The 20,463-nt window shown below is 60.8% G+C and carries 14 protein-coding genes; 13 read left to right on the top strand and 1 reads right to left on the bottom strand.

Annotation, left to right across the window (positions count from 1 at the left end):
- The first annotated feature begins 36 nt into the window (after positions 1-36).
- From ACP2AU_RS09445 to ACP2AU_RS09430, 4 genes are read left to right on the top strand one after another with little or no spacing between them, the layout of a single operon-like run.
- Entirely contained in the window at positions 37-3,792 is a 3,756-nt protein-coding gene (locus tag ACP2AU_RS09445) for a DUF1631 family protein (RefSeq protein WP_426375872.1), read from the top strand.
- A gap of 27 nt (positions 3,793-3,819) precedes the next feature.
- Positions 3,820-4,686, top strand: coding sequence for a phosphoribulokinase (locus ACP2AU_RS09440; protein WP_426375871.1), 867 nt, complete (start codon positions 3,820-3,822; stop codon positions 4,684-4,686).
- Positions 4,687-4,730: 44 nt separating this feature from the next.
- Entirely contained in the window at positions 4,731-5,327 is a 597-nt protein-coding gene (locus tag ACP2AU_RS09435; protein WP_426375870.1) for a TetR/AcrR family transcriptional regulator, read from the top strand.
- A 52-nt stretch (positions 5,328-5,379) separates the two neighbouring features.
- Positions 5,380-6,393: a zinc-dependent alcohol dehydrogenase family protein gene (locus ACP2AU_RS09430; RefSeq protein WP_426375869.1), complete on the top strand. Its 1,014-nt coding sequence runs from the start codon at positions 5,380-5,382 to the stop codon at positions 6,391-6,393.
- Between the two features lie 33 nt (positions 6,394-6,426).
- Here ACP2AU_RS09430 and ACP2AU_RS09425 read toward each other — a convergent pair whose 3' ends face one another.
- On the bottom strand, positions 6,427-7,320 hold the full coding sequence (locus ACP2AU_RS09425) for a LysR family transcriptional regulator (RefSeq protein WP_426375868.1): 894 nt from the start codon (positions 7,318-7,320) through the stop codon (positions 6,427-6,429).
- A gap of 103 nt (positions 7,321-7,423) precedes the next feature.
- Between ACP2AU_RS09425 and ACP2AU_RS09420 the strand changes: the two genes are divergently transcribed.
- The 9 genes from ACP2AU_RS09420 to ACP2AU_RS09380 all read left to right on the top strand — a co-directional run bounded on the left by ACP2AU_RS09420 (position 7,424) and on the right by ACP2AU_RS09380 (position 20,409).
- Entirely contained in the window at positions 7,424-8,596 is a 1,173-nt protein-coding gene (locus tag ACP2AU_RS09420; RefSeq protein WP_426375894.1) for an alkene reductase, read from the top strand.
- A 219-nt stretch (positions 8,597-8,815) separates the two neighbouring features.
- Positions 8,816-9,577 (top strand): hypothetical protein, encoded by a 762-nt coding sequence (locus ACP2AU_RS09415; protein ID WP_426375867.1) that lies wholly within the window; start codon positions 8,816-8,818, stop codon positions 9,575-9,577.
- A gap of 117 nt (positions 9,578-9,694) precedes the next feature.
- Entirely contained in the window at positions 9,695-10,165 is a 471-nt protein-coding gene (locus ACP2AU_RS09410) for a (2Fe-2S)-binding protein (RefSeq protein ID WP_286715429.1), read from the top strand.
- The gene (locus ACP2AU_RS09405; RefSeq protein ID WP_426375866.1) at positions 10,162-12,360 is read left to right on the top strand and encodes a molybdopterin cofactor-binding domain-containing protein; all 2,199 of its coding nucleotides are present in this window, start codon (positions 10,162-10,164) and stop codon (positions 12,358-12,360) included. Before ACP2AU_RS09410 ends, ACP2AU_RS09405 begins: the two co-directional genes overlap by 4 nt.
- A gap of 46 nt (positions 12,361-12,406) precedes the next feature.
- Positions 12,407-13,597, top strand: coding sequence for a c-type cytochrome (locus ACP2AU_RS09400; RefSeq protein WP_426375893.1), 1,191 nt, complete (start codon positions 12,407-12,409; stop codon positions 13,595-13,597).
- 20 nt (positions 13,598-13,617) lie between these two features.
- The gene (locus tag ACP2AU_RS09395; protein WP_426375865.1) at positions 13,618-14,736 is read left to right on the top strand and encodes an XdhC family protein; all 1,119 of its coding nucleotides are present in this window, start codon (positions 13,618-13,620) and stop codon (positions 14,734-14,736) included.
- A 61-nt stretch (positions 14,737-14,797) separates the two neighbouring features.
- A complete protein-coding gene (locus ACP2AU_RS09390; protein ID WP_426375864.1) occupies positions 14,798-15,835 on the top strand; it encodes an NADP-dependent oxidoreductase in 1,038 nt (345 codons plus the stop codon).
- A 252-nt stretch (positions 15,836-16,087) separates the two neighbouring features.
- Positions 16,088-17,263 carry an efflux RND transporter periplasmic adaptor subunit gene (locus tag ACP2AU_RS09385; protein ID WP_426375863.1) on the top strand — a complete coding sequence of 392 codons (1,176 nt, stop codon included), beginning with the start codon at positions 16,088-16,090 and terminating at the stop codon, positions 17,261-17,263.
- Between the two features lie 8 nt (positions 17,264-17,271).
- The gene (locus tag ACP2AU_RS09380) at positions 17,272-20,409 is read left to right on the top strand and encodes an efflux RND transporter permease subunit (protein WP_426375892.1); all 3,138 of its coding nucleotides are present in this window, start codon (positions 17,272-17,274) and stop codon (positions 20,407-20,409) included.
- The last annotated feature ends 54 nt before the right edge of the window (positions 20,410-20,463 follow it).

The raw sequence follows: 20,463 nt of genomic DNA, 5'->3' as shown, positions 1-20,463 counted from the left end.
GGCAACATACCGGCTTTGTAACTGGTCAGGTAGTTCATGGATCCGAGAGAACGTCGCAGTACCCCCCGACAGCCGATTAAACTGGCGGCCCAGATAGACGCCGGCAACGGCGAGGCGTGGCCTTGCCAGATTGCGGATTTCTGCGCCGAGGGGATGTTCGTTCGTTATTCCGCCGAGACGTCCCGGAAGGTGGACCGTGTTCTGGCCGAAGGCGGGCTTTCAGAGCTGGTGATCCGGTTTCGAGGGCTTGAGGGTAACCGACGGTATCAGGTCTATGTCAGCCCGGTCCGGCGGATAGATGGCGCCATGGGGGTGCATTTTACCCGTTCCGATCCCGAAGCGTTTAACGCCATGCTGCAACTCTGCGGCAGCAGTGGCGATCAATCCCGTTCCTCTCTTCACGCCCCCAGTGAACGGGTCCAGTTCGTGCTTCACCAATGTGCCAAAACGGTTACCCGGTTTGTTGAGCCGTTGATGGACGCCTGCTTTGTACAAACCATTGAAGCCCTGAGAGCCGCAGCCCAGAAAGCACCGAATGACCAGCTTGCCAACGAATTGATGGATGCCTCCGGGCAGATTCAGGGGCGTCAGCGGGTGCTGTGGCATTTTATGAGTCGCACCCTCGAATCACCGTTGAAGCCGGCGCCCAAGGGGGCCCCCGCCTCAACCTTGTCGGTGGTCGATAAAAACGAGTTTGAGGACTGGCTGTCGATCCGTGTCATGGTTACCCGCGCGGATACCCAATACCGCGGGGACCTGTTGCAGCTCAAGCTTCGGCTGGACAAGCTGGGTATTGCCAACCGCACCGGGCATCATAATCCGCTTGGCCCGGCTCTGGTGTGTGAGGCTTTCCACCATGCGCTCGGGCAATTGAGGGTAAGCAGGGACGTTGAGAAAGTCTGCCTGAAAACCTTTGAGCACACGGTGATCAAGCAGCTGGAGCCTTTGTATCGCGAGCTGAATAATATTCTGATTCGCCATGGCGTGTTGCCGGACCTGGATCTGTCCCGCTATCTCAGCGAACAGGCCGCCCCAAAAAAAGAGACGCCTGCGCCAACGCCGGCTTCGCCGTCCGGGCCGCAAGCGCCGCCGGAAGCCCAGCGGCCGGCCCCGGCTGAAAACCGGGTGGAGCGCGCCGCCAAATCATTGAAGAACCGTGCGACCGGAGAATTCCGGGGGTATGCCCGGGCGGCACAGACAGCGTTTGCAACGGTGAGAAACCTTTTGTCCACTCTCCAGGCCAGCCGGCAGGCACATGGCGAGCGGGCGCCGGAGCCGTTCCCGGCCAATGCCAGGCCCCTTTCCCAGGGGGAGCTGCATCGAGAGCTGCAGGAGCTTCAGTTGCGTGCCGCTGGCCCGGAGCAGCCATCAACCCCGTTGCGGGAGCGCGTTGTCGAAAAAGTCCGGGAGACCGGTGGAGCCCGTCTGGACGAAGAGCAGCAGCAAACGCTGGATGTCGTGGACCGCTTTTTCCGCAGCGTGGTCGAGAGCCCCAAACTCAGCGACTATGCCCAGAGCAGAATGCGACAGCTGGAAGTGCCGGTGCTGAAAGTTGTGATGCGCGATCCGGAGTTTTTTGAAGACCAGAACAGCCCGGTTCGGGGTGTCATGAACCGATTGGCCCAACTGGGCGTGAAGGGCGGGCGCATCAATCCGGTGGTTCAGCGCCGGGTTGACGAGCTGATCCAGCGCATTGCCACCGAGTTTGAACAGGATACCGGTGTGTTCGAACAGACCATGGGTGAACTGGATTCGCTGATTGACCGGCAGAATCTGGTGTACCGGCGCAATGTCGAGCGGGTCACGGCGGCGGCCGAGGGGGCGCAAAAGGTGGCGGAATCGAAGACCGCCGTGGCCGAGGCCCTGGACGCAAAGCTGGCCGGGCGCAGGGTCCCGAAGGCACTGGTGAGCCTGCTGGATGGCGGCTGGCGGGATTTATTGTCGCTGACCTGGATTCGTCAGGGTCCGGACAGCCAGCTCTGGCAGGACTATCTGGCGGTGATCGACTCTTTGCTGGCGTTTGCCGAAGACCCGGACAGCAATATCAATTTACCGGAACTGTTGCGGTTGATTCAGGACGGGCTGGCGTCTATCTCCAGCAATCATATGCCGTCCTCCCAGATCCGGGATGAGTTGAAGCAGTTTCTGGTGCGCCGTTCCGGGTCGACACCCGACATGGTGGAAATGCCGGTTGCCAGCCAAGCCCGCCAGGATAAACAGGTGCTTGATGAGCGTGAGCAGCGGAGCCTGCAACGCTGGATCAACCGGGCTCAGCACTTGCGGACGGGTGACTGGTTGCGCGATCAGGCCCGGGTGGACGACCCCCAGTACATCCGGCTGGTCTGGATAGCCCGGTCGTTCAGCCGCTTTGTGTTCGTCAATCACCAGGGTATGCGGGTGGTTGAGCTGGAACTTGAGGCGCTGGCCCGGCAGATGCGCAAAGGCATCATTGTGCCGGACAACCAGTACGACCGGCCGCTGGTTGATGAGAGTATTGACCGCATGGTGCGCAATGTCTACGACCAGCTTTCCTGGGCCTCCACTCACGACGAACTGACCCGCTTGCTGAACCGCCGGGAATTTGAACGAATGCTGGAGCAGCAGCTGGTCCGGCGCGAAGACGGGCGATCTCTGTTGCAGCTGGATTTACGGGGATTCCGTTTACTGAATGATACCGCGGGGTACCAGGCGGGTGATGAGGCGCTGAAACGGGTGGCGGAGCTGATCTGTCAGCACGTGGGCGATGGTATGCCGGTGGCCCGACTGGGTGGCAACGAGTTTGCCATGCTGGTGCCCGAAGAGCATGGGCCGGATATGGCCAAGGCGCTGCTGGAGGCGATCGCCGGAGAGTCTTTTGAATACGACGGCCGCCGTTACCAGCTGAACGCCAATATCGGCCTGACCCCGGAGTTGCCAGCCCTGATCAGCGCCGAGAAATGGTTGAAAGCGGCCGAACAGGCACTTAACTCGGCCCGCGACAAAGGGCCGGGGCGCTTCACTATCTACACCATGGACGCCGAACACCAGGCCCGGCAGGAGCAGATTGCTGCCCGCGTGGCGGGCCTGAATAATCCCGATGAAGAACGTATGCTGTTGCGGTGCCAGAAGATCATTCCGTTGCACGCCAATACCCGCATGGCAGCGCAATACGAAATCCTCATCAGTATGTACGATGACAGCGGCCAGCTGATTACCGGCCAGGATTTTGTCCGCATGGCTGAACGTTACGACCGTATGCAGGCCGTTGACCGCTGGGTTGTGGGGCATATGCTGGACTGGTTGCGGGACCGTTCCCCCGATCCCCGGGATGTGGGCGGTATTTGCATCAACCTTTCCGGCTATTCGCTGAACGACCAGTCGTTGCTGGAGTTCATCTACGAAAAGCTCAGTCAGAAGGATGCCCCAATCGAGCGCCTGTGGTTTGAGTTGACCGAAGCATCGGCTATCCACGATCTGCAATCGGTGGCCGATTTCATGCTAGAAATGAAAGAGCTCGGTTGCCGGTTCTGCCTCGGCAATTTCGGCAGTGGTCCTAACTCCCTGCAGTTCATGCGATCATTGCCGGTGGACCTGATCAAGATCGACAGCGCCTTCACCGCGCAGCTGGCGGCAGGGCAGACCGAGCAGGCCATGGTGAAGTCCATGGTGGACATGGCGCATTACATGAAGCGGGAAGTCATTGCCTCCCAGGTCGAGTCTCGCGAGATTCTGGATATGCTGGGGCAACTGGGGGTGGATTATGCCCAGGGCTTTGCGATCGAGAAGCCGCGCCTGCTCACCAGCCTGGTCTGAAACCCATCCGGAAATCCGAGCCTCATTATGTCCAGACGCCACCCGATCATTGCCGTCACTGGTTCCTCCGGTGCCGGAACCACCACAACCGGGCGGGTATTCGGCCGAATGTTTGCCAGTGAAGGCATTGAGGCGGCCATGGTTCGCGGCGACAGCTTTCACCGATATACCCGGGAGCAAATGGCCCGCCTTGCGGCCAAGGGACTGTTTGGTGAACGCAACCACTTTGCCCTGGCGGCCAACCACATCGACCGCCTTGAAGCGTTGTTCTACGACTATGGCCATACCGGTAATGGCCGTTACCGGCAGTACGTTCATGACGAAGACCGCGAATTGCTTGCCCTTGGCCATAAACCCGGCACCTTTACGCCGTGGGAATCTCTGCCTGCCGACACCGACCTTCTGTTTTACGAAGGCTTGCATGGGGGGGTGGTCAGTGACACCTGCAACATCGCCCAGTATGTCGATCTGCTGATTGGCGTCGTGCCGATTGTTAACCTGGAATGGATTCAGAAAATCCATCGGGACACCCATCAGCGCGGCTACAGCCAGGATGCGGTTGTCCAGACCATCATCAACCGCATGGACGATTACGTGCGTGACATCGTGCCGCAGTTTTCCCACACCCACATCAACTTCCAGCGGATTCCCCTGGTTGATACCTCCAACCCCTTTGTGGCCCGGGATGTCCCCAGCGAAGATGAAAGCATGGTGGTGATCCACTTTCGCGAGGCCGCGGATGTGGATTTTTCGTGGCTGCTGCAGGCCATCCCCCAAAGCAGCCTGTCCCGTCACGACACGCTTGTGATACCGGGCCCCAAGCTGGCCCTGGCCATGGAGCTGATTATCCGGCCCATGGTTCAGAACCTGATTTCCGGCAAAACCTTTGCCTGAGCCGCTCGCTAGACAATCGGTCTAATCGCACTTAGAATCCGGCCATGGTCACGAAAACAGCAACTCACGATGTACGACGCCACATCCTCAAAACCGCAGAGATCATCATCAGCGGTAAAGGATTCAGTGCGGTTGGTCTCAACGAAATACTGAAGGCCTCGGGCGTGCCCAAAGGTTCCTTCTACCATTATTTCGGCTCGAAAGAGGCCTTCGGTGAAGAGCTGCTGAAGAGTTACTTTGCCGATTATCACGCGTCGCTGGATGCGATGTTGTCGGTACCGGATCGTTCCGGAGCAGAGCGTCTGCTGAGTTATTGGCAAACCTGGCTGGAAACGCAATCCGCCGGCGACGCCCAGGGCAAATGCCTGACCGTCAAACTGGCGGCGGAAGTGTGCGACCTGTCCGAAACCATGCGCAGTGTTCTGAACAGGGAAACCACCCGGGTGATCGCGCGACTTGGGCAGGCCGTTGAGGACGGTATTGCCGACGGCTCGCTACCTGCGGATCTGGCGCCGGAATCGACCGCCGCAACGCTGTATCACCTATGGTTGGGGGCCAGCTTGCGCGGCAAAATCACCCGTGATCGGGAGCCCCTCGAATCCGCTCTCAATGCGACCCGTCAACTGCTTGGCATACGCTGAGCTAAAATTTTTTCCCTTACTATACGACTGGTCTACTTTTTGGAGGTATTTTATGAAAACCGTTATCCTCAGAACTCCGGGCGGGCTGGAGACACTGGAAGTGGCAGAAGCCCGTGATCCGGGACAACCCGGCCCGGGGCAGATCCGGCTGGCGGTGCGGGCCAGCTCGCTGAATTACCATGATCTGTTGGTAGCCAATGGCACTATCCCGACAGAAGACGGGCGGATTCTGATGTCCGATGGCGCCGGTGTCGTCGAAGCCGTGGGTGAGGGAGTCTCGGAGTTCCAGATCGGGGACCACGTGGTCTCCGGTTTTTTTCCTCAATGGCAGGATGGGCAGCCTTTTGAGGGTGTCGGAAACTTCGCTGGCACGCCAGGAGACGGAACCGACGGCTTTGCCGCTGAATATGTGGTTCGCTCCGCAACCGATTTCACCCTTGCTCCGACGGGGTGGAGCCACGCCGAGGCGGCCACCATCACCACCGCTGGCCTCACAGCCTGGCGCGCGCTGGTGGTTGAAGGCCAGTTGATGGCAGGAGAAACCGTGCTCCTGCTCGGCACCGGAGGGGTATCGATTGCCGCTCTGCAGATTGCCAAGGCCATGGGTGCCCGGGTTGTCATTACTTCATCCTCAGACGCAAAGCTGGCAGAAGCGCGGAAGTTAGGGGCCGATCACACGGTCAACTATGCTGAGTACCCGGAGTGGGCCGAGGAAGTGCTTGCCTTTACCCGTGGTCGAGGTGTTGATCACGTTGTCGAGGTTGGGGGCCCCGGTACCCTCGGCCAGTCGCTACGAGCTGTTCGTGTGGGCGGTCGCGTGGCTTTGATAGGCGTGTTGACGGGCCGCGAAGGCGCGGTGCCCACCGGCTTGCTGATGGCTAAACAGGCGCGCCTTCAGGGACTGGTTGTGGGCAATCGCCGCCAGCAGAGGGAGTATATTCAAGCGCTTGAGCAAAACCGCCTGCATCCTGTGATTGACCGGCATTTCGGTTTCGAGCAATTGGCCGAGGCCTTCCGCTATCAGGAGAATGGCGGCCATTTTGGCAAGATCGTTGTTGAATGGTGAGCGCGGGCGCGGCTTGTCGGCTCCGCCACCGGCCTATCTAGGAAATTCCTGTTGTAGAAGTGACAGAATCCACCGGTGCAGGGCATCCTGGCTTGAGCGCGGATGCCAGGCCGCAATCACATCGAAACAGGGGGGGGACTGGTCCAGTTCCAGAGCTCTGACCAATGGATGCGGCAGAATGCGTGAGGGTAGAAAAGCAATGCAATCTGTGGCGGCAATGCAGGCGGGAGCGGCAGAAAAGCTGGGCACCGACATAACAATGTTGCGTTTATAGCCCTTGCTCGCAAACCATTCATCGGCGGAACCGATCAGGTTCGCCCTGGCCGGCGACACGATGAGCTGGGGCAAATCTGCGATGTCGCCGATGGTCATTCGTTGTTGATGCAGGTGCGAGTCCTGCCGGGTGACACAGATATGATGTTCCGAAAACAGCCACAGAGTCTGGCAGTTGTCGGGAGCGAAGGCCGGAAAGGTCAGGGATAGGTCGACGTCACCCGACGCCAGCAACGAGGGCAACCGGTCGCTTTCGAAATCCCGCACAATCAGCTTCAGCCCCGGGGCCAGTTCCCGCACCCGCCTCATCAGCCTGGGCAGGACCACGGCGACGGCGTAATCGGTGGCGGAGATCACGTAGGTCGCCTGCACCGTTGCCGGACTGAAGCCGGTTGGCTTGATCAGTTCCGAGAGGCTCTCAAAGACGGCGTTTATTCTCGGCTCCAGCTGCTCGGCCAGCGGGGTGGGGATCACGCCCTGGCCTGCTCGCAAAAACAGGCGGTCTTCAAAGGTGTCCCGGAGCTTGGCCAACTGGGCGCTCACCGCCTGCTGGGTCATGCCCATCCGGGCCGCCGCCCGGGTGACATTCCTTTCCTTCAGAAGCGCCCTGAACACTCGCAACTGCTTCAGATCAATCCGATTAATATCTGCCATATTTGTATCTTAAACCAAAAATTACTGCTTCTGCTTGTGATTCTATCTCCCTAAGATGGCGCCTGTCATGACTTATCCAGTCACCAGAACAGGAAACCAGATGATGAAGACCAGTTCGCTTTTCGAGACGGTTCGGCTCGGCAATCAGACGCTGAGGAACCGCATTGTACTGCCACCGCTGACCCGGTCCCGCAGCACCCAACCCGGCAATATTCCCAACGAGTTGATGGCCACCTATTACGCCCAGCGTGCGTCGGCCGGTTTTATGGTCACCGAAGGCACCCAAATAGAGCCCAGAGGGCAGGGGTATGCCTGGACCCCGGGCATTTTCTCGGAGGCGCAGATTGAAGGGTGGAAAGCGGTTACCCGGGCGGTCCACCGCGAGGGCGGAACCATTTTCTGCCAGCTGTGGCACGTTGGGCGGGTGTCCCATCGGTCGCTGCAACCCGGCGGTGAGGCGCCGGTCGCGCCTTCCGCCATTGCGGCTGAAGATGTCAAAGTGTTTGTGGAAACCGGCCCCGGAGAGGGCGCACTGGCCAACCCGGATCAACCTCGTGCGTTAACCACCGAAGAGGTTGAGGAGCTGGTTAAGCTCTACGCCCGGGCAGCCCGCAATGCCATCGATGCGGGTTTCGACGGTGTCGAGATTCACGGCGCCAACGGTTATCTGGTGAACCAGTTTCTCTCGGAACACACTAATCACCGTACCGACCAGTACGGTGGCAGCTTGCAGAATCGCCTCCGGTTTCTGGATGAAATTGTCGTCGCGATTTCCGAGGAGGTTGGCGCCGACCGCCTTGGCGTTCGTTTTGCGCCGCTGTTCGAAAGTACCAACGAAGAGCGCGTGTACCTGGGGTTGGTCGAATCGGACCCCCACGGAACCTATCTGGAAGCGGCCAGGCTGCTTCAGCGCCGGGGTATTGCCTACATCTCCATTGCCGAAGCGGATTGGGACAACGCGCCGGAGCTGCCCGAGAGCTTTTGCGCCGAACTGCGCAACGCATTTGACGGCGCTTTGATTTTTGCCGGTCGTTACACGCCTGAAAAAGCTTTGAAAATGTTGGCAGCAGGCTATGGTGATCTGTTTGCGTTCGGCAAGCCCTTCATCGCCAATCCCGATTTGCCGGACCGAATCCGCAGAGGTTTGCCCTGGAACGAGGTGGACCCTGCCACCATGTACGGTGGCTCCGCAAAGGGTTACATCGACTATCCGACATACGATTCTGGCCAGGAGACCGCCGGCCCAGTGACGGCCCCGGCCGCCACCGAAGCCTGAGCGAGTCTTCGGCCGCCGCCACCCCAGCCCCGGGCTATGGGGTGGCAGTTATCACACCCGGTGATGAATGACATACCGTTTCGGAATTATTCACCTTATCTGCCCTGCCCAATAATTCCCGGCTACCCAGAGAAAGCCCCGGTGGCAAGCGTCTCAGGCCTGACGTCGATGCGTTGCGCTGCCGTGTTGCCGGGGCCAACGTTTCAGAAGGAATGCGTGATGAGTTCTCAAAGCCGTAATCTCCTTGAGTGTGTTGATGTGCACTATGCGCCGGTTGATCGGGGTCTGCGCCCGGGGCGCTGGTACAAGCCGTCAACCGCGGTGGTGAAACACCCGTCCGGCGAGCAACGGATGGTTAAAGGTTATCCGTCGGTGTTTCCGCTGGCGCCTTATTTCAGGCTGCTGGCCGGGCACGAATACCGAATGCTGCAGCGGGTTGACGGGTTGGCGTTCACGCCCGGCCGGGCCAGCCGGTGCAAGGAGTCTCCCGGGACATTGGCTTATGATTTCGTGGAAGGGGCGCGTTTGAAGGACCAGAGCCGGGATGGGGGCATTCCGGAGGATTTTTTCATACGCCTTTACGCCGCGGTGCAGCAGTTGCACCGCCGGGGCGTTATCCATTTCGATTTGGGCAATTCGGGCAATGTGTTGTGCTCGGTCTCCGGTGAGCCAAGAATCATTGATTTCGGCTCCGCCGTGCCCATGTATCTCCTGCCCCGAACGGTGGCAGACTGGGGGCGGGGCAAGGATCTGATGGGGGTTCTGAAGCTGTGGTACCGGTTCGATCGGGAAAGTATGCCGGAGCCCACGCTCAAGTATTTCCTCGCCAACTACCGGAAGAATATCTACACGCCAAGGCGGTTTTTAAAGGCCCTGAAGCGTTGCCTGGCGAACCCGGTTCAGGCCTGGCGGGATTCGACACCGGTGGCCTTTATTGTTGGCCTGTTTGCGATTCTTCTGACGGTGTCGTCGATCATTTGAGGTGATATGTGCGGCCATTAACAGGGCGATCTTGACCCTACTAGACGACTGGTCTACTCTTCATGGCTTGATATTTGTTAGCCGCCTATGCGGTTCCAGTTGCGACAAGAGGGCACCATGCAGACGGTGAAAGTAAACAATCAGACCCATGTTGTGGATGTACCCGGTGATATGCCATTGCTCTGGGTGTTGCGGGACATTCTCAAACTGACGGGGACCAAGTTCGGCTGCGGCATTGCCCAGTGCGGCGCCTGTACGGTCCACATGGATGGCCAGCCCATCCGTTCCTGTGTCATGCCGGTGGGCGATGTCTCGGGCCGCGAGATCACCACCATTGAGGCCATCGGCGAGCAACCGTTGGCGCAAAAGGTCCAGCGCGCCTGGCTCGACCATGAGGTTGCCCAGTGCGGGTATTGCCAGTCTGGCCAGATCATGTCTGCGGTGGCGTTGCTGGCCAATAATACTGGCATCGACGATCACGCGATTGACCAGGCGATGGCCGGCAACATCTGCCGTTGTGCCACGTACACCCGGATTCGCAGTGCCATTCAGGACGTTAGCGAGAGTGTAGGAGTCTGGCAACCATGAGCAGTAGCAAACGGACACAGCAGAAGGCATCCCGCCGGCAGTTTCTGAAAGGCAGCACCGCGGCCATGGGCGGGCTTATGGTCGGCGCCTGGCTGCCGCCGTTTGCGCCCAAAAGTGCCGCCGCAGCCGCCGTCGCCACCCAAAAGGGCGCCCTGGGTGACCGCTTTGCCGAAGGTTTCGGTGCCTTTGTCCGGGTCGGACATGATGGCCGGGTTGCGGTGATCTCGCCCAAAATTGAGATGGGGCAGGGCATTCACACCGGTATTGCCATGATGGTCGCCGAGGAGCTGGAAGTCGGGCTTGACCAGATTGACCTGCAAGAGGCACCACCCGATGCCGAGCTGTATACCGACACCCTGCTGCAGTTTCAGGCTACCGGTGGTTCAACCTCGACCCGGTATACCTGGGAACCTCTGAGGCGGGCCGGGGCGACCGCACGAATGTTGCTGGTTGAGGCCGCTGCCTCGGTCTGGAAGGTTGAGGCGGGGCAGTGCCAGGCCCGGGATGGTCAGGTGCTCGGGCCGGATGGTCAGGCGCTCGGTTATGGCGAGCTGGTGGATCTGGCTGCGACTTATCCCCTGCCGGAGACCGTGGAACTCAAGCAGCCGGAGGCGTTCCGGCTGATCGGAACACCGGCGCAGCGTCTGGATACCCCGGCAAAAGTAAATGGTGAGGCGAAATTCACCATTGATCTGGACGTTCCGGGGATGCTGATTACTTCGGCCCGGGCCTGCCCGGTCTACGGCGGCACCGTGCGCCAGGTCTCGGACCGTGCAGCGCGGGCGATTCCCGGAGTAAAGGATATTGTGGTTCTGGACAACGCGGTCGCTGTTACGGCCACGAATACCTGGGCCTGTTTTGAGGGCCTCAAGGCTCTGGACATTGAGTGGGACTACGGTGCCAACCGCGAACTCGATTCCGCCCGGGTCGCTGAGAAGCTGCACGAGGCCAGCCGCCGTGATGGGGTGGTGGCGGCTGAGAACGGAAACATTGCCCAGTCACTGGATGCGGCCACAACGCAGTTCGAGGCGGTTTATGAACAGCCGTTTCTGTCCCATTCCCCGCTTGAGCCGATGACCTGTGTGGCCCATGTACAGGCCGACAGTTGCGATCTGTGGGTGGGAACCCAGGTGCCCGGCCTGGCGCAACAAACCGCCGCTTCGGTTACCGGGCTCAGCCCGGAACAGATCCGGATCCACAACCAGTGGATTGGTGGCGCTTTCGGGCGCCGGCTGGATTTCGATTTCATCACCCAGGCCGTCCAGATTGCCAGCAAGGTGGATTATCCGGTCAAGCTGACCTGGAGCCGGGAAGAAGACATGACCCACGATCTGTACCGGCCCCGTTACGTTGACCGCATGACCGCAGCCATCGGGGAGGATGGTTATCCGGCGGGATGGCGCCATCGCATTGCCGGCGGCTCGATTATTGCGCGCTATCTCGGTGGCCTGCCCGATAACGGGGTGGACTTCGATGCCGTGGAAGTGGCGGTAGACCCGGTCTACCAACTGGACGATCTCAAGGTGCACTACATCCGGGAGGAGCCGGAGGTGGTACCTGTGTCCTGGTGGCGTGGGGTGGGTATTCTGCGAGGCACCTTTGCGGTGGAATGCTTCATCGATGAACTGGCTCACAACGCCGGGATTGACCCGCTGAGGTACCGCAAAACACTGCTTCAGCATCGCCCCAGAGTAGTGGCGGCACTGGAACGGCTGGCTGAGCAGAGTAACTGGGGTGACCCGCTGCCCGAGGGCCGGGGCCGCGGCCTGGCGGTCGGTGAGGTGTTTGGCAGCGTGGTGGCGACCGTGGTGGAGCTGTCGGCGGTGGGCGACAAGGGCATCCGCATAGACCGTCTGGTGACGGTGGTGGATTGTGGCCTGGTGACCAATCCCACCTCTGTAAAAGCGCAAATGGAAGGCGGCACCCTGTTCGGGTTGTCGGCGGCGCTGTTCAATGAAATCGAGATCGAGCAGGGGCAAGTCCAGCAGGAAAACTTCCACGAGTATCGCCAGTTGCGTATGGGCGAAGCTCCCTCGGTGGACGTGGATATTGTGCCCAGCGCAGAGGCACCGGGAGGCGTGGGTGAAGCCGGGACTGCGCTGATTGGCCCGGCGCTGGTCAACGCCGTTCATGCCGCATTCGGTGATCGTGTGCGCCAGTTACCGCTGACTCGTTCAGGCTATTACATTGTTTAAGGGAGGCGCTGTGAGAACGTTGGTTTATGGTTTGCTCGCGTATCTGATGACCGGAGCCGGGATGTCCCTGGCCAGTGAAGATGCGGCGATGCTTGAAAAAGGCGAATACCTGGCCAAAGCAGCGGACTGCGTGGCTTGCCATACCGCGCCCGGCAAGGAACCCTATGCCGGCGGGTTGGCCTTCGAACTGCCGTTTGGCACGCTGTATTCGCCCAACATCACGCCAGACCGGGAAACCGGTATCGGCGGCTGGAGCGACGAGCAGTTTGTCAAAGCCCTGCAAGAGGGTATTGGCCCAGATGGCGATCATTACTACCCGGCCTTTCCTTATACGTCGTACACCAAAATGCCGCGCGAGGAGATCCTGGCCATCAAGGCCTATCTGTTCAGTCTGGACCCGGTAGAGCAGGTTGCCCCGGAGAACGATATCGCGTTCCCTTTCAATCAGCGCTGGGGGCTGTATTTCTGGAATCTGCTCTTTCTCGACGAAGGCCGGTTTGAGCCCGACCCGGATCGCAGTGAGGACTGGAACCGGGGTGCCTATCTGGTCACAGGGCCCGGACACTGCGGGGAGTGCCATACACCCAGAAATCTGTTTCAGGCCATGGATAGCGGCGAGCGCCTGGCCGGTGCCGACCTGGGAGGCTGGCGTGCGTACAACATCAGCGGTAGCGATTCCCATGGCATTGGCACCTGGACAGAAGAGCAGCTGGTGCATTATTTCAGGCAGGGCTATGCCGAGGGCCTGGGCGTTGCCGGCGGCCCCATGGCGGAAGTCGTCGAGCTGAGCCTGAGGCACCTGAACGATCGGGATCTGCGGGCGATGGCGACCTATCTGAAACAGACCGAGCCACAGGCAGTGGGTTTACCCCGGCCGACGCCCCTGGCGGACACATTGGCGGCACCGGAGCAGCCCGGGCTGGGCAGCAAGGTGTTTGCCGAGGCCTGTGCCAGCTGTCATCAGTGGAACGGAGAGGGTAACCAGTCGCCGGCGGCGACCCTGGCGGGCCTGAAAACGGTTCACGATCCGCAGGCGCGGAATCTGATGGGTATACTGATGGAAGGCAATCCAGCGTCCTCGCTGCCGGTGAACCACCGGATGCCGGATTTCGGAACCATTTACAACGCTTATGAGCTGTCGGCCCTGACTACCTTCGTCCTGCAACACTTCGGTGGCCTGGACGCGGAGGTGACACCGGAGCAGATCCGGGAACGTCAGGCTGCGGCCTTGCATTAAACCTACACGGGTATTCCAGGATGTCGGGATTGGTGTCGCTGTTAGAGGCGATCGAGAATCAGGAGCGCGCCGGCGAGGAGTTTGTTCTGGCGACGGTGGTGAAGGTCGAGGGCTCGGCCTACCGGCGGCCGGGGGCGCGTATGCTGATTTCTTCGCTGGGACAGTCGGAAGGCACGGTCAGTGGTGGCTGTCTTGAGCAGGATGTCATCCGCAAGGCCTTCTGGCTGACCTCGGATGGGCCGACCGTGCGCAGTTACAGCACAGACGAGGAGGGCGAGGCCAGTGATTCTTCCTATCACTTTGCGCTGGGCTGCGACGGCAAGGTGCATCTGCTGTTCGAGCGTATTGCCGCCTCCGCGCCCTCGCACCTGGTGCGGACCCTGAAGCAGGTAAAAGCACGCCGGCAGCCGGCGGTGATCGCCACCGTGATTTCGGCGCCCGCCGATGCCGACGTTACCGTGGGCCAGCGCCTGACGCTCAACCCGGACGGCGAGGTGGACGGGCAGCTGCCATCAGGCGCTGTCCGGCAGGCAATCGTTGCCGATATGCAATCGGTGATGGCCAGCGGCCGGTCGCTGTTGCGGCGTTATGCCGACCCCGACATTGAAGTGTTTGTCGAGTGGCTGGCACCGCCGCAACGCCTGGTGGTGTTCGGCGCCGGGCATGATGCGCAGCCCCTGGTGAAAGTGGCAAAGATGCAGGGCTGGCAGGTTGCCGTTATTGATGGCCGAGCCAACTTCGCGGTGCCGGCCCGTTTCCCCGAGGCCGATGAGGTTCGTGCGCTGGGCGTGGATGAGCCTTTTTCCCCCGCCGATTTGCTGGAAGGCGCCGCCGTCGTCATTCTGACCCACAGCCTGGAGCAGGATAAGCACTGGTTATCCCGGGCCCTGAACAGCGGAGCAATCTACGTTGGGCAACTGGGCCCCCGTTACCGGACGGAACGCTTGCTGGCGGAGATGGACGAACACAGCCGGTCGCTGTCGGCCCTGGAGAAGCTGCACTACCCGGTGGGGCTCGACCTGGGCGGCGACACGCCAGAGAGTGTCGCGGTGGCCATCGTTGCCGAAATCAGCGCGGTGCTGAATGGCCGCAACGGAGGGCCGCTGGCACTCCGGCGCGGTGGCATACACTCGGCCTGACCCGCTCTTCTTCTGTTGATTTTCACTGTCTTCCACAAACGACCTGAGGAGGTGTTTGAACATGACACAGAGCAACACGGTAAACCGTAAATTTGTGCTGGCAGAGCGCCCGACAGGCGAGCCGACCGACAACACCCTGCGCCTGGTCGAGGAAGCGGTGCCTTCGCCCGCAGCGGGGCAGATGCTGTTGCGGACCGAGTTCCTGTCGCTGGACCCGTATATGCGGGGCCGGATGAGCGATGCCCCGTCTTACGCGGCGCCGGTGGCCATTGGCGAGGTGATGGTCGGCGGCACAGTGGCGCGGGTGGAATCGTCTCATCTTGACGGATTTGCGGTGGGTGACTGGGTGCTGTGCATGAACGGCTGGCAGGACTTTGCGGTCTCGGACGGTACCGGGTTGATCAATCTCGGGGCGTCACCGGCGCATCCGTCCTGGGCACTGGGGGTTCTGGGGATGCCGGGCTTCACCGCCTGGGCCGGGCTCACCAAGATCGGCCAGCCAAAGGCCGGGGAAACCATTGTGGTGGCCGCGGCAACCGGCCCGGTGGGTGCCACCGTTGGCCAGATCGGCAAGCTGCTGGGGTGCCGCGTCGTTGGCATTGCCGGCAAGCCGGAAAAGTGCGCCTACGCGGTCGACGAGCTGGGTTTTGATGCCTGCCTCGATCACACCGCGCCCGACCTCAAGGAACAGCTGGGCAAAGCCTGCCCGGACGGCATTGATGTCTATTTCGAGAACGTCGGTGGCAAGGTACTGGATGCGGTGATTCCGTTGCTGAACACCAACGCGCGGGTGCCAGTGTGCGGGCTGGTGTCGCAGTACAACGCCAGTGAGTTGCCCCCGGGGCCGGACCGCATGAACTGGCTGATGTCGGTGCTTCTGCGCAAGCGCATCAAGATGCAGGGGTTCATCATCTTTGAGGATTTCGGCCACCTCTATCCCGAATTCTCGGAAGTCATGGGCCCCTGGGTGGAGCAGGGCAAGATCAAGTACCGCGAGGAAATCATTGACGGGTTGGAGGCTGCTCCGGAGGCGTTCGTGGGCCTGCTGCGCGGAGAAAACTTCGGTAAACGCGTTATCCGTGTTGGTCACCAATCCTGACCTGACAACAGGGTGATCCGGTCGGGCCTGCGGGCCCGCACCTTTCCCCGCCGGATCACCCGGTTTGTGCCTGTCTGCCTGCCTCGAGTTTGTTATATCACTGAGTGTGATAACGCCAATACCGCATGATGATTATTGCCGGTTGGCCAAAGTCACGATAATCCCGCCCCAAACCAAATCGTGCCGGACTCTGGCCGCTGCTTGCCAGACCGGTTCCGAACTCGCCTTTACGAACGATACAGGGTCGATTCCATGATGTTTCGAATGCTCGCCTTGCTGGGCACAGCTGCTTTTGTTCTCTCCGGGTGCGGAAACGCTACCCAGCCGGCCTCCCGCACGTCTCAGCCACCCTCCGTAGAGGTGGTGGCGGCCGCCAGTGCCCGAGTGCAACCGCAGAAGACCTACACCACACGCATAGAGGCCCCGGAAACCGTGGCGCTTCGGCCGCGCGTGTCTGGTGTGGTTGAAACGGTGCAGTTTGTGGAAGGGCAGCGGGTGCGCCAGGGCGAAGTTCTGTTTCAGCTGGATGATCGACAACTGGTTGCCCGCGTGGAACAACTCGATGCCGAACTGGCCAGCGCCCGGGCGGCGCTTTTTCAGGCCCGGGCCGAAGCCCGCCGCGCAGACCGGCTGTTGCAGAGCAATGCCATCTCCGAAGAGCAGGCCCAACTGCGCGGGTCCCGCCGCCAGCAAGCCGAGGCAGAAGTCTCTTCATTGCAGGCCCGGCTTCGGGAGGCCCGGTTACAGTTGAGCTACACCACCATCCGCTCACCCATTGATGGCGTGATTTCCCGGGCGGCGATCACGCCCGGGAATACCGTCACCGCTAACCAGAGCCGGTTGACGACCATTGCCTCGGACAATCATCGCTACGCCTATTTCGACATGGACGAGAGCACCTGGTACCGCTTTTTCCAAACCCGGGAGCAGGCTCTGGGCGCGCCGGTCCGGGTTCAACTGACCGGTGAGCGGGTATTTCGCCACGTGGGCGAGATCGATTTTGTTGATAATCGTATCGATACCCAAACCGGCACCTTGCGTCTGCGGGCGGTGCTTGCCGACTCCGATGACCGTTTGGTGCCGGGGGCCTTTGCCCGGGTCAAGGTCGCAGTGGCCGCCAGTGAAGCCAGGGTTCTGGTACCGGACCGGGCCATTGCCCGGGATCTGGACAGCCGTTTCGTGCTGACCGTCGATGCACAGGGGCAAACCGGTTATACGCCGGTCCAAACCGGTGAACGGTTTGGCGCGTTTCGGGTGATCAGCGACGGCCTGAAAGAAGGCGACCTGCTGGTGGCCAACGGCACCGCCAAAGTCGGACCTGGCATGAAGATCACCCCGGTCCGGCGCACGGAAACTCCTTCGGCCCCGGCGTTCACTCTTGAGGATCAGGTACCGGATGCCCCGCAAACGGCTGGCGTTGAACTCTGAGGCCCATGATGAAATTTCCGCACTTTTTTATCGATCGGCCGATCTTCGCGGCCATGTTGTCTCTGATTATCCTGATTGGTGGCGGCATCTCGCTGTTCCAGCTGCCGGTGAGTGAATACCCAGAGGTGGTGCCGCCCACCGTGGTTGTTACCGCCAATTATCCGGGGGCCAATCCGAAGGTCATTGCCGAGACCGTGGCCTCGCCCATCGAGGATGAAATCAACGGCGTCGAGAATATGCTGTATATGTCCTCCCAGGCCACCGCCGACGGGCGCATGACACTGACCGTCACCTTTGCTTTGGGCACAGACCTGGACAAGGCCCAGGTGCAGGTGCAGAACCGGGTTGATATCGCATTGCCGCGGTTGCCGGAGGAGGTGCAGCGGCTGGGGGTGGTCACCGAAAAGTCCTCACCCAACCTGAGCATGGTGGTACACCTGCAGTCACCGGATGAAAGCCGTGACATTACCTACCTGGCCAACTATGCCGAGCTGAACGTCAAGGATGAGATTGCCCGCTTGGGCGGCGTTGGTGACGTCAGGTTGTTTGGCGGTGGTGAATACGCGGTGCGCCTGTGGCTTCGCCCTGATGCCCTGGCCGCTCGCAACCTGAACGCCTCGGATGTGGTGAATGCGGTGCGCGCCCAGAACCGGCAAGTGGCCGCAGGCAAGCTGGGTGCCCAGCCGGCACCGGCGGACAGTCAGTTCCAGCAGATACTGAATGTTCGGGGACGACTGGGCTCCCTGGAGGAGTTCCGCGACATTGTGCTCAAGGTGGGCGATAACGGTGCCATCACCCGCTTGTCGGACGTTGCGCGCATTGAGTTGGGCCAGAACACCTATGCCCTTGAGGCCAGCCTCGATGGCAAACCGGCGGTTGCCATGCCCATTTTCCAGCGCCCGGGTGCCAATGCGATCGAGCTATCTGACAGCGTCCGGCAAACCATGGAGCGGCTGTCCCGATCGTTTCCCCAGGGTGTGAACTACGAGATTGCCTATGACCCCACGGTGTTCGTGCGCGGGTCGATTGATGCGGTGATCTCGACCCTGCTGGAAGCGATTCTGCTGGTGGTTCTGGTGGTGGTGCTGTTCCTGCAGACCTGGCGCGCCTCGATCATCCCGCTGGTGGCGGTTCCGGTGTCCCTGGTGGGCACGTTTGCGGTGATGCAGTGGCTCGGGGTATCGATCAACACACTGTCTCTGTTCGGTATGGTGCTGGCCATCGGGATCGTGGTGGATGATGCCATTGTGGTGGTGGAAAATGTCGAGCGAAATATCCACCGGGGGCTTTCACCCCGCGAGGCCACCCGGGTGGCGATGAATGAGGTGACCGGCCCGATCATCGCCATTGCTCTGGTGCTGTGTGCGGTGTTTATTCCCACGGCGTTCATCACCGGTTTGTCCGGACAGTTCTACAAGCAGTTTGCCCTGACCATCACCATCTCCACGGTGATTTCCGCGATCAATTCGCTGACCCTGTCGCCGGCGCTCTCAGCGTTGCTGCTCAAGGGGCGGGATGAAGCGCCCGACCGGCTCTCGCGAGGGCTCGACAAACTGTTCGGGCGTGCGCTGTTCCAGCCGTTCAACCGGTTTTTTGACCGCACCGGGGAGACCTACGAAAAAGTGGTCAAAAAGCTGATTCGTTACAGTGCCATCGTCGGTGTGGTGTATCTGGGGCTGACCGGTTTTGCCGGCCACCTGTTCAATGCCGTGCCGGGGGGCTTCATCCCACAACAGGACAAGCAGTATCTGATTGCCGTGGCCCAGTTGCCGGATGCGGCCAGCCTGGACCGCACCGTTGCGGTGGTGGACGAAATCCAGGCGATGGCTCTGGGCACCGAAGGCGTGGCGAATACCATTGCGTTCCCGGGGCTGTCGATCAACGGCTTTACCAACAGTTCCAACAGCGGGATTGTGTTCCTGCCGCTGGATGATTTCAGTGCGCGGACGTCCCCGGCGCTCAGTGCCGGGGCCATTGCCGGTAAGCTGAACGCCGCCTTTGCCGGCATTGATGAAGGCTTTGTGGCGGTTTTCCCGCCGCCACCGATTCTGGGGCTGGGCACCACGGGCGGCTTCAAGTTGCAGATTGAGGATCGCAGCAGCAAGGGCTTCGAGGCCCTGTTCAGCAGCTTGCAAGCCACCCTGAACGAAGCCCGCAAACATCCGGCGCTGGCCGGCCTGTACTCCAGCTTCCGGGTGCAGGTGCCCCAGTTCGACCTGGACATTGATCGGGAGCGGGCCATGCTGCTGGGCATTCCGCTGGAATCCGTGTTCGATACCCTGCAGATCTATCTCGGGTCGCTCTACGTCAACGATGTGAATATGTTTGGCAGCACCTACCAGGTGATTGCCCAGGCCGAGGCCGAAAAACGCCTGGACCCTGAGCATATTCTGAACCTGAAGGTGCGCAACCGGCAGGGGCAGATGGTGCCACTGTCTGCGGTGATGGACATTCAGGCCAGTGTCGGGCCTGACCGGGTCATGCGTTATAACGGTTATCCGACGGCTGAAGTGAACGGGTCGCCGGCTCCGGGGTACAGCTCCGATCAGGCCCAGGCCGCGATCGAGTCGGTGCTGGCCAACACGCTGCCCGACGGTATGAGCTTCGAATGGACCGACGTTACCTACCAGCAGAAGCTGGCGGGCAATACCATGGTGGTCGTATTCCCGTTGGTGATCCTGCTGGTGTTTATCGTATTGGCGGCCCAATACGAGAGCCTGCGGCTGCCGTTTGCCATCATCCTGATTGTGCCCATGACCCTGTTGTCGGCCCTGGCGGGTGTCTGGCTGACGTCAGGGGATAACAACATCTTTACCCAGATCGGGTTGATCGTGCTGGTTGCGCTGGCGAGCAAAAACGCCATATTGATGGTGGAATTCGCCCGCGATCTGAACCTGCGGGGGCACGACCATTACCGGGCCATCGTGGAAGCCTGTCGCCTGCGATTACGGCCGATCCTGATGACGTCCATCGCTTTCACCGCCGGCGTTGTGCCACTGGTGCTGGCCAGTGGTGCCGGTGCGGAAATGCGTCATGCCATGGGCATTGCGGTGTTCTCGGGGATGATCGGGGTGACGGTCTTTGGCTTGTTGTTTACGCCGGTGTTCTACGCGGTGATTCAGCGGGTCAGGGGCAGGCGCGAGTAGCGGGCGTTGGCTGGGCAGATCGGTGGCGGTCGTCAATAAGCGACCGCCACCGGC

The sequence above is a fragment of the Marinobacter sp. VGCF2001 genome, from assembly GCF_049943275.1.
GTDB lineage: Bacteria > Pseudomonadota > Gammaproteobacteria > Pseudomonadales > Oleiphilaceae > Marinobacter.
Note: the sequence above shows the minus strand (reverse complement) of the source record. Positions and strands in the feature narration are given on the sequence as shown.

What these genes read in the sequence shown, in the direction of transcription:
- ACP2AU_RS09445 (WP_426375872.1), top strand. Translation starts at nt 37, where the DNA reads ATGGATCCGAGAGAACGTCGCAGTACCCCCCGACAGCCGATTAAACTG.
- ACP2AU_RS09440 (WP_426375871.1), top strand. Translation starts at nt 3,820, where the DNA reads ATGTCCAGACGCCACCCGATCATTGCCGTCACTGGTTCCTCCGGTGCC.
- ACP2AU_RS09435 (WP_426375870.1), top strand. Translation starts at nt 4,731, where the DNA reads ATGGTCACGAAAACAGCAACTCACGATGTACGACGCCACATCCTCAAA.
- ACP2AU_RS09430 (WP_426375869.1), top strand. Translation starts at nt 5,380, where the DNA reads ATGAAAACCGTTATCCTCAGAACTCCGGGCGGGCTGGAGACACTGGAA.
- ACP2AU_RS09425 (WP_426375868.1), bottom strand. Translation starts at nt 7,320, where the DNA reads ATGGCAGATATTAATCGGATTGATCTGAAGCAGTTGCGAGTGTTCAGG.
- ACP2AU_RS09420 (WP_426375894.1), top strand. Translation starts at nt 7,424, where the DNA reads ATGAAGACCAGTTCGCTTTTCGAGACGGTTCGGCTCGGCAATCAGACG.
- ACP2AU_RS09415 (WP_426375867.1), top strand. Translation starts at nt 8,816, where the DNA reads ATGAGTTCTCAAAGCCGTAATCTCCTTGAGTGTGTTGATGTGCACTAT.
- ACP2AU_RS09410 (WP_286715429.1), top strand. Translation starts at nt 9,695, where the DNA reads ATGCAGACGGTGAAAGTAAACAATCAGACCCATGTTGTGGATGTACCC.
- ACP2AU_RS09405 (WP_426375866.1), top strand. Translation starts at nt 10,162, where the DNA reads ATGAGCAGTAGCAAACGGACACAGCAGAAGGCATCCCGCCGGCAGTTT.
- ACP2AU_RS09400 (WP_426375893.1), top strand. Translation starts at nt 12,407, where the DNA reads ATGACCGGAGCCGGGATGTCCCTGGCCAGTGAAGATGCGGCGATGCTT.
- ACP2AU_RS09395 (WP_426375865.1), top strand. Translation starts at nt 13,618, where the DNA reads ATGTCGGGATTGGTGTCGCTGTTAGAGGCGATCGAGAATCAGGAGCGC.
- ACP2AU_RS09390 (WP_426375864.1), top strand. Translation starts at nt 14,798, where the DNA reads ATGACACAGAGCAACACGGTAAACCGTAAATTTGTGCTGGCAGAGCGC.
- ACP2AU_RS09385 (WP_426375863.1), top strand. Translation starts at nt 16,088, where the DNA reads ATGATGTTTCGAATGCTCGCCTTGCTGGGCACAGCTGCTTTTGTTCTC.
- ACP2AU_RS09380 (WP_426375892.1), top strand. Translation starts at nt 17,272, where the DNA reads ATGAAATTTCCGCACTTTTTTATCGATCGGCCGATCTTCGCGGCCATG.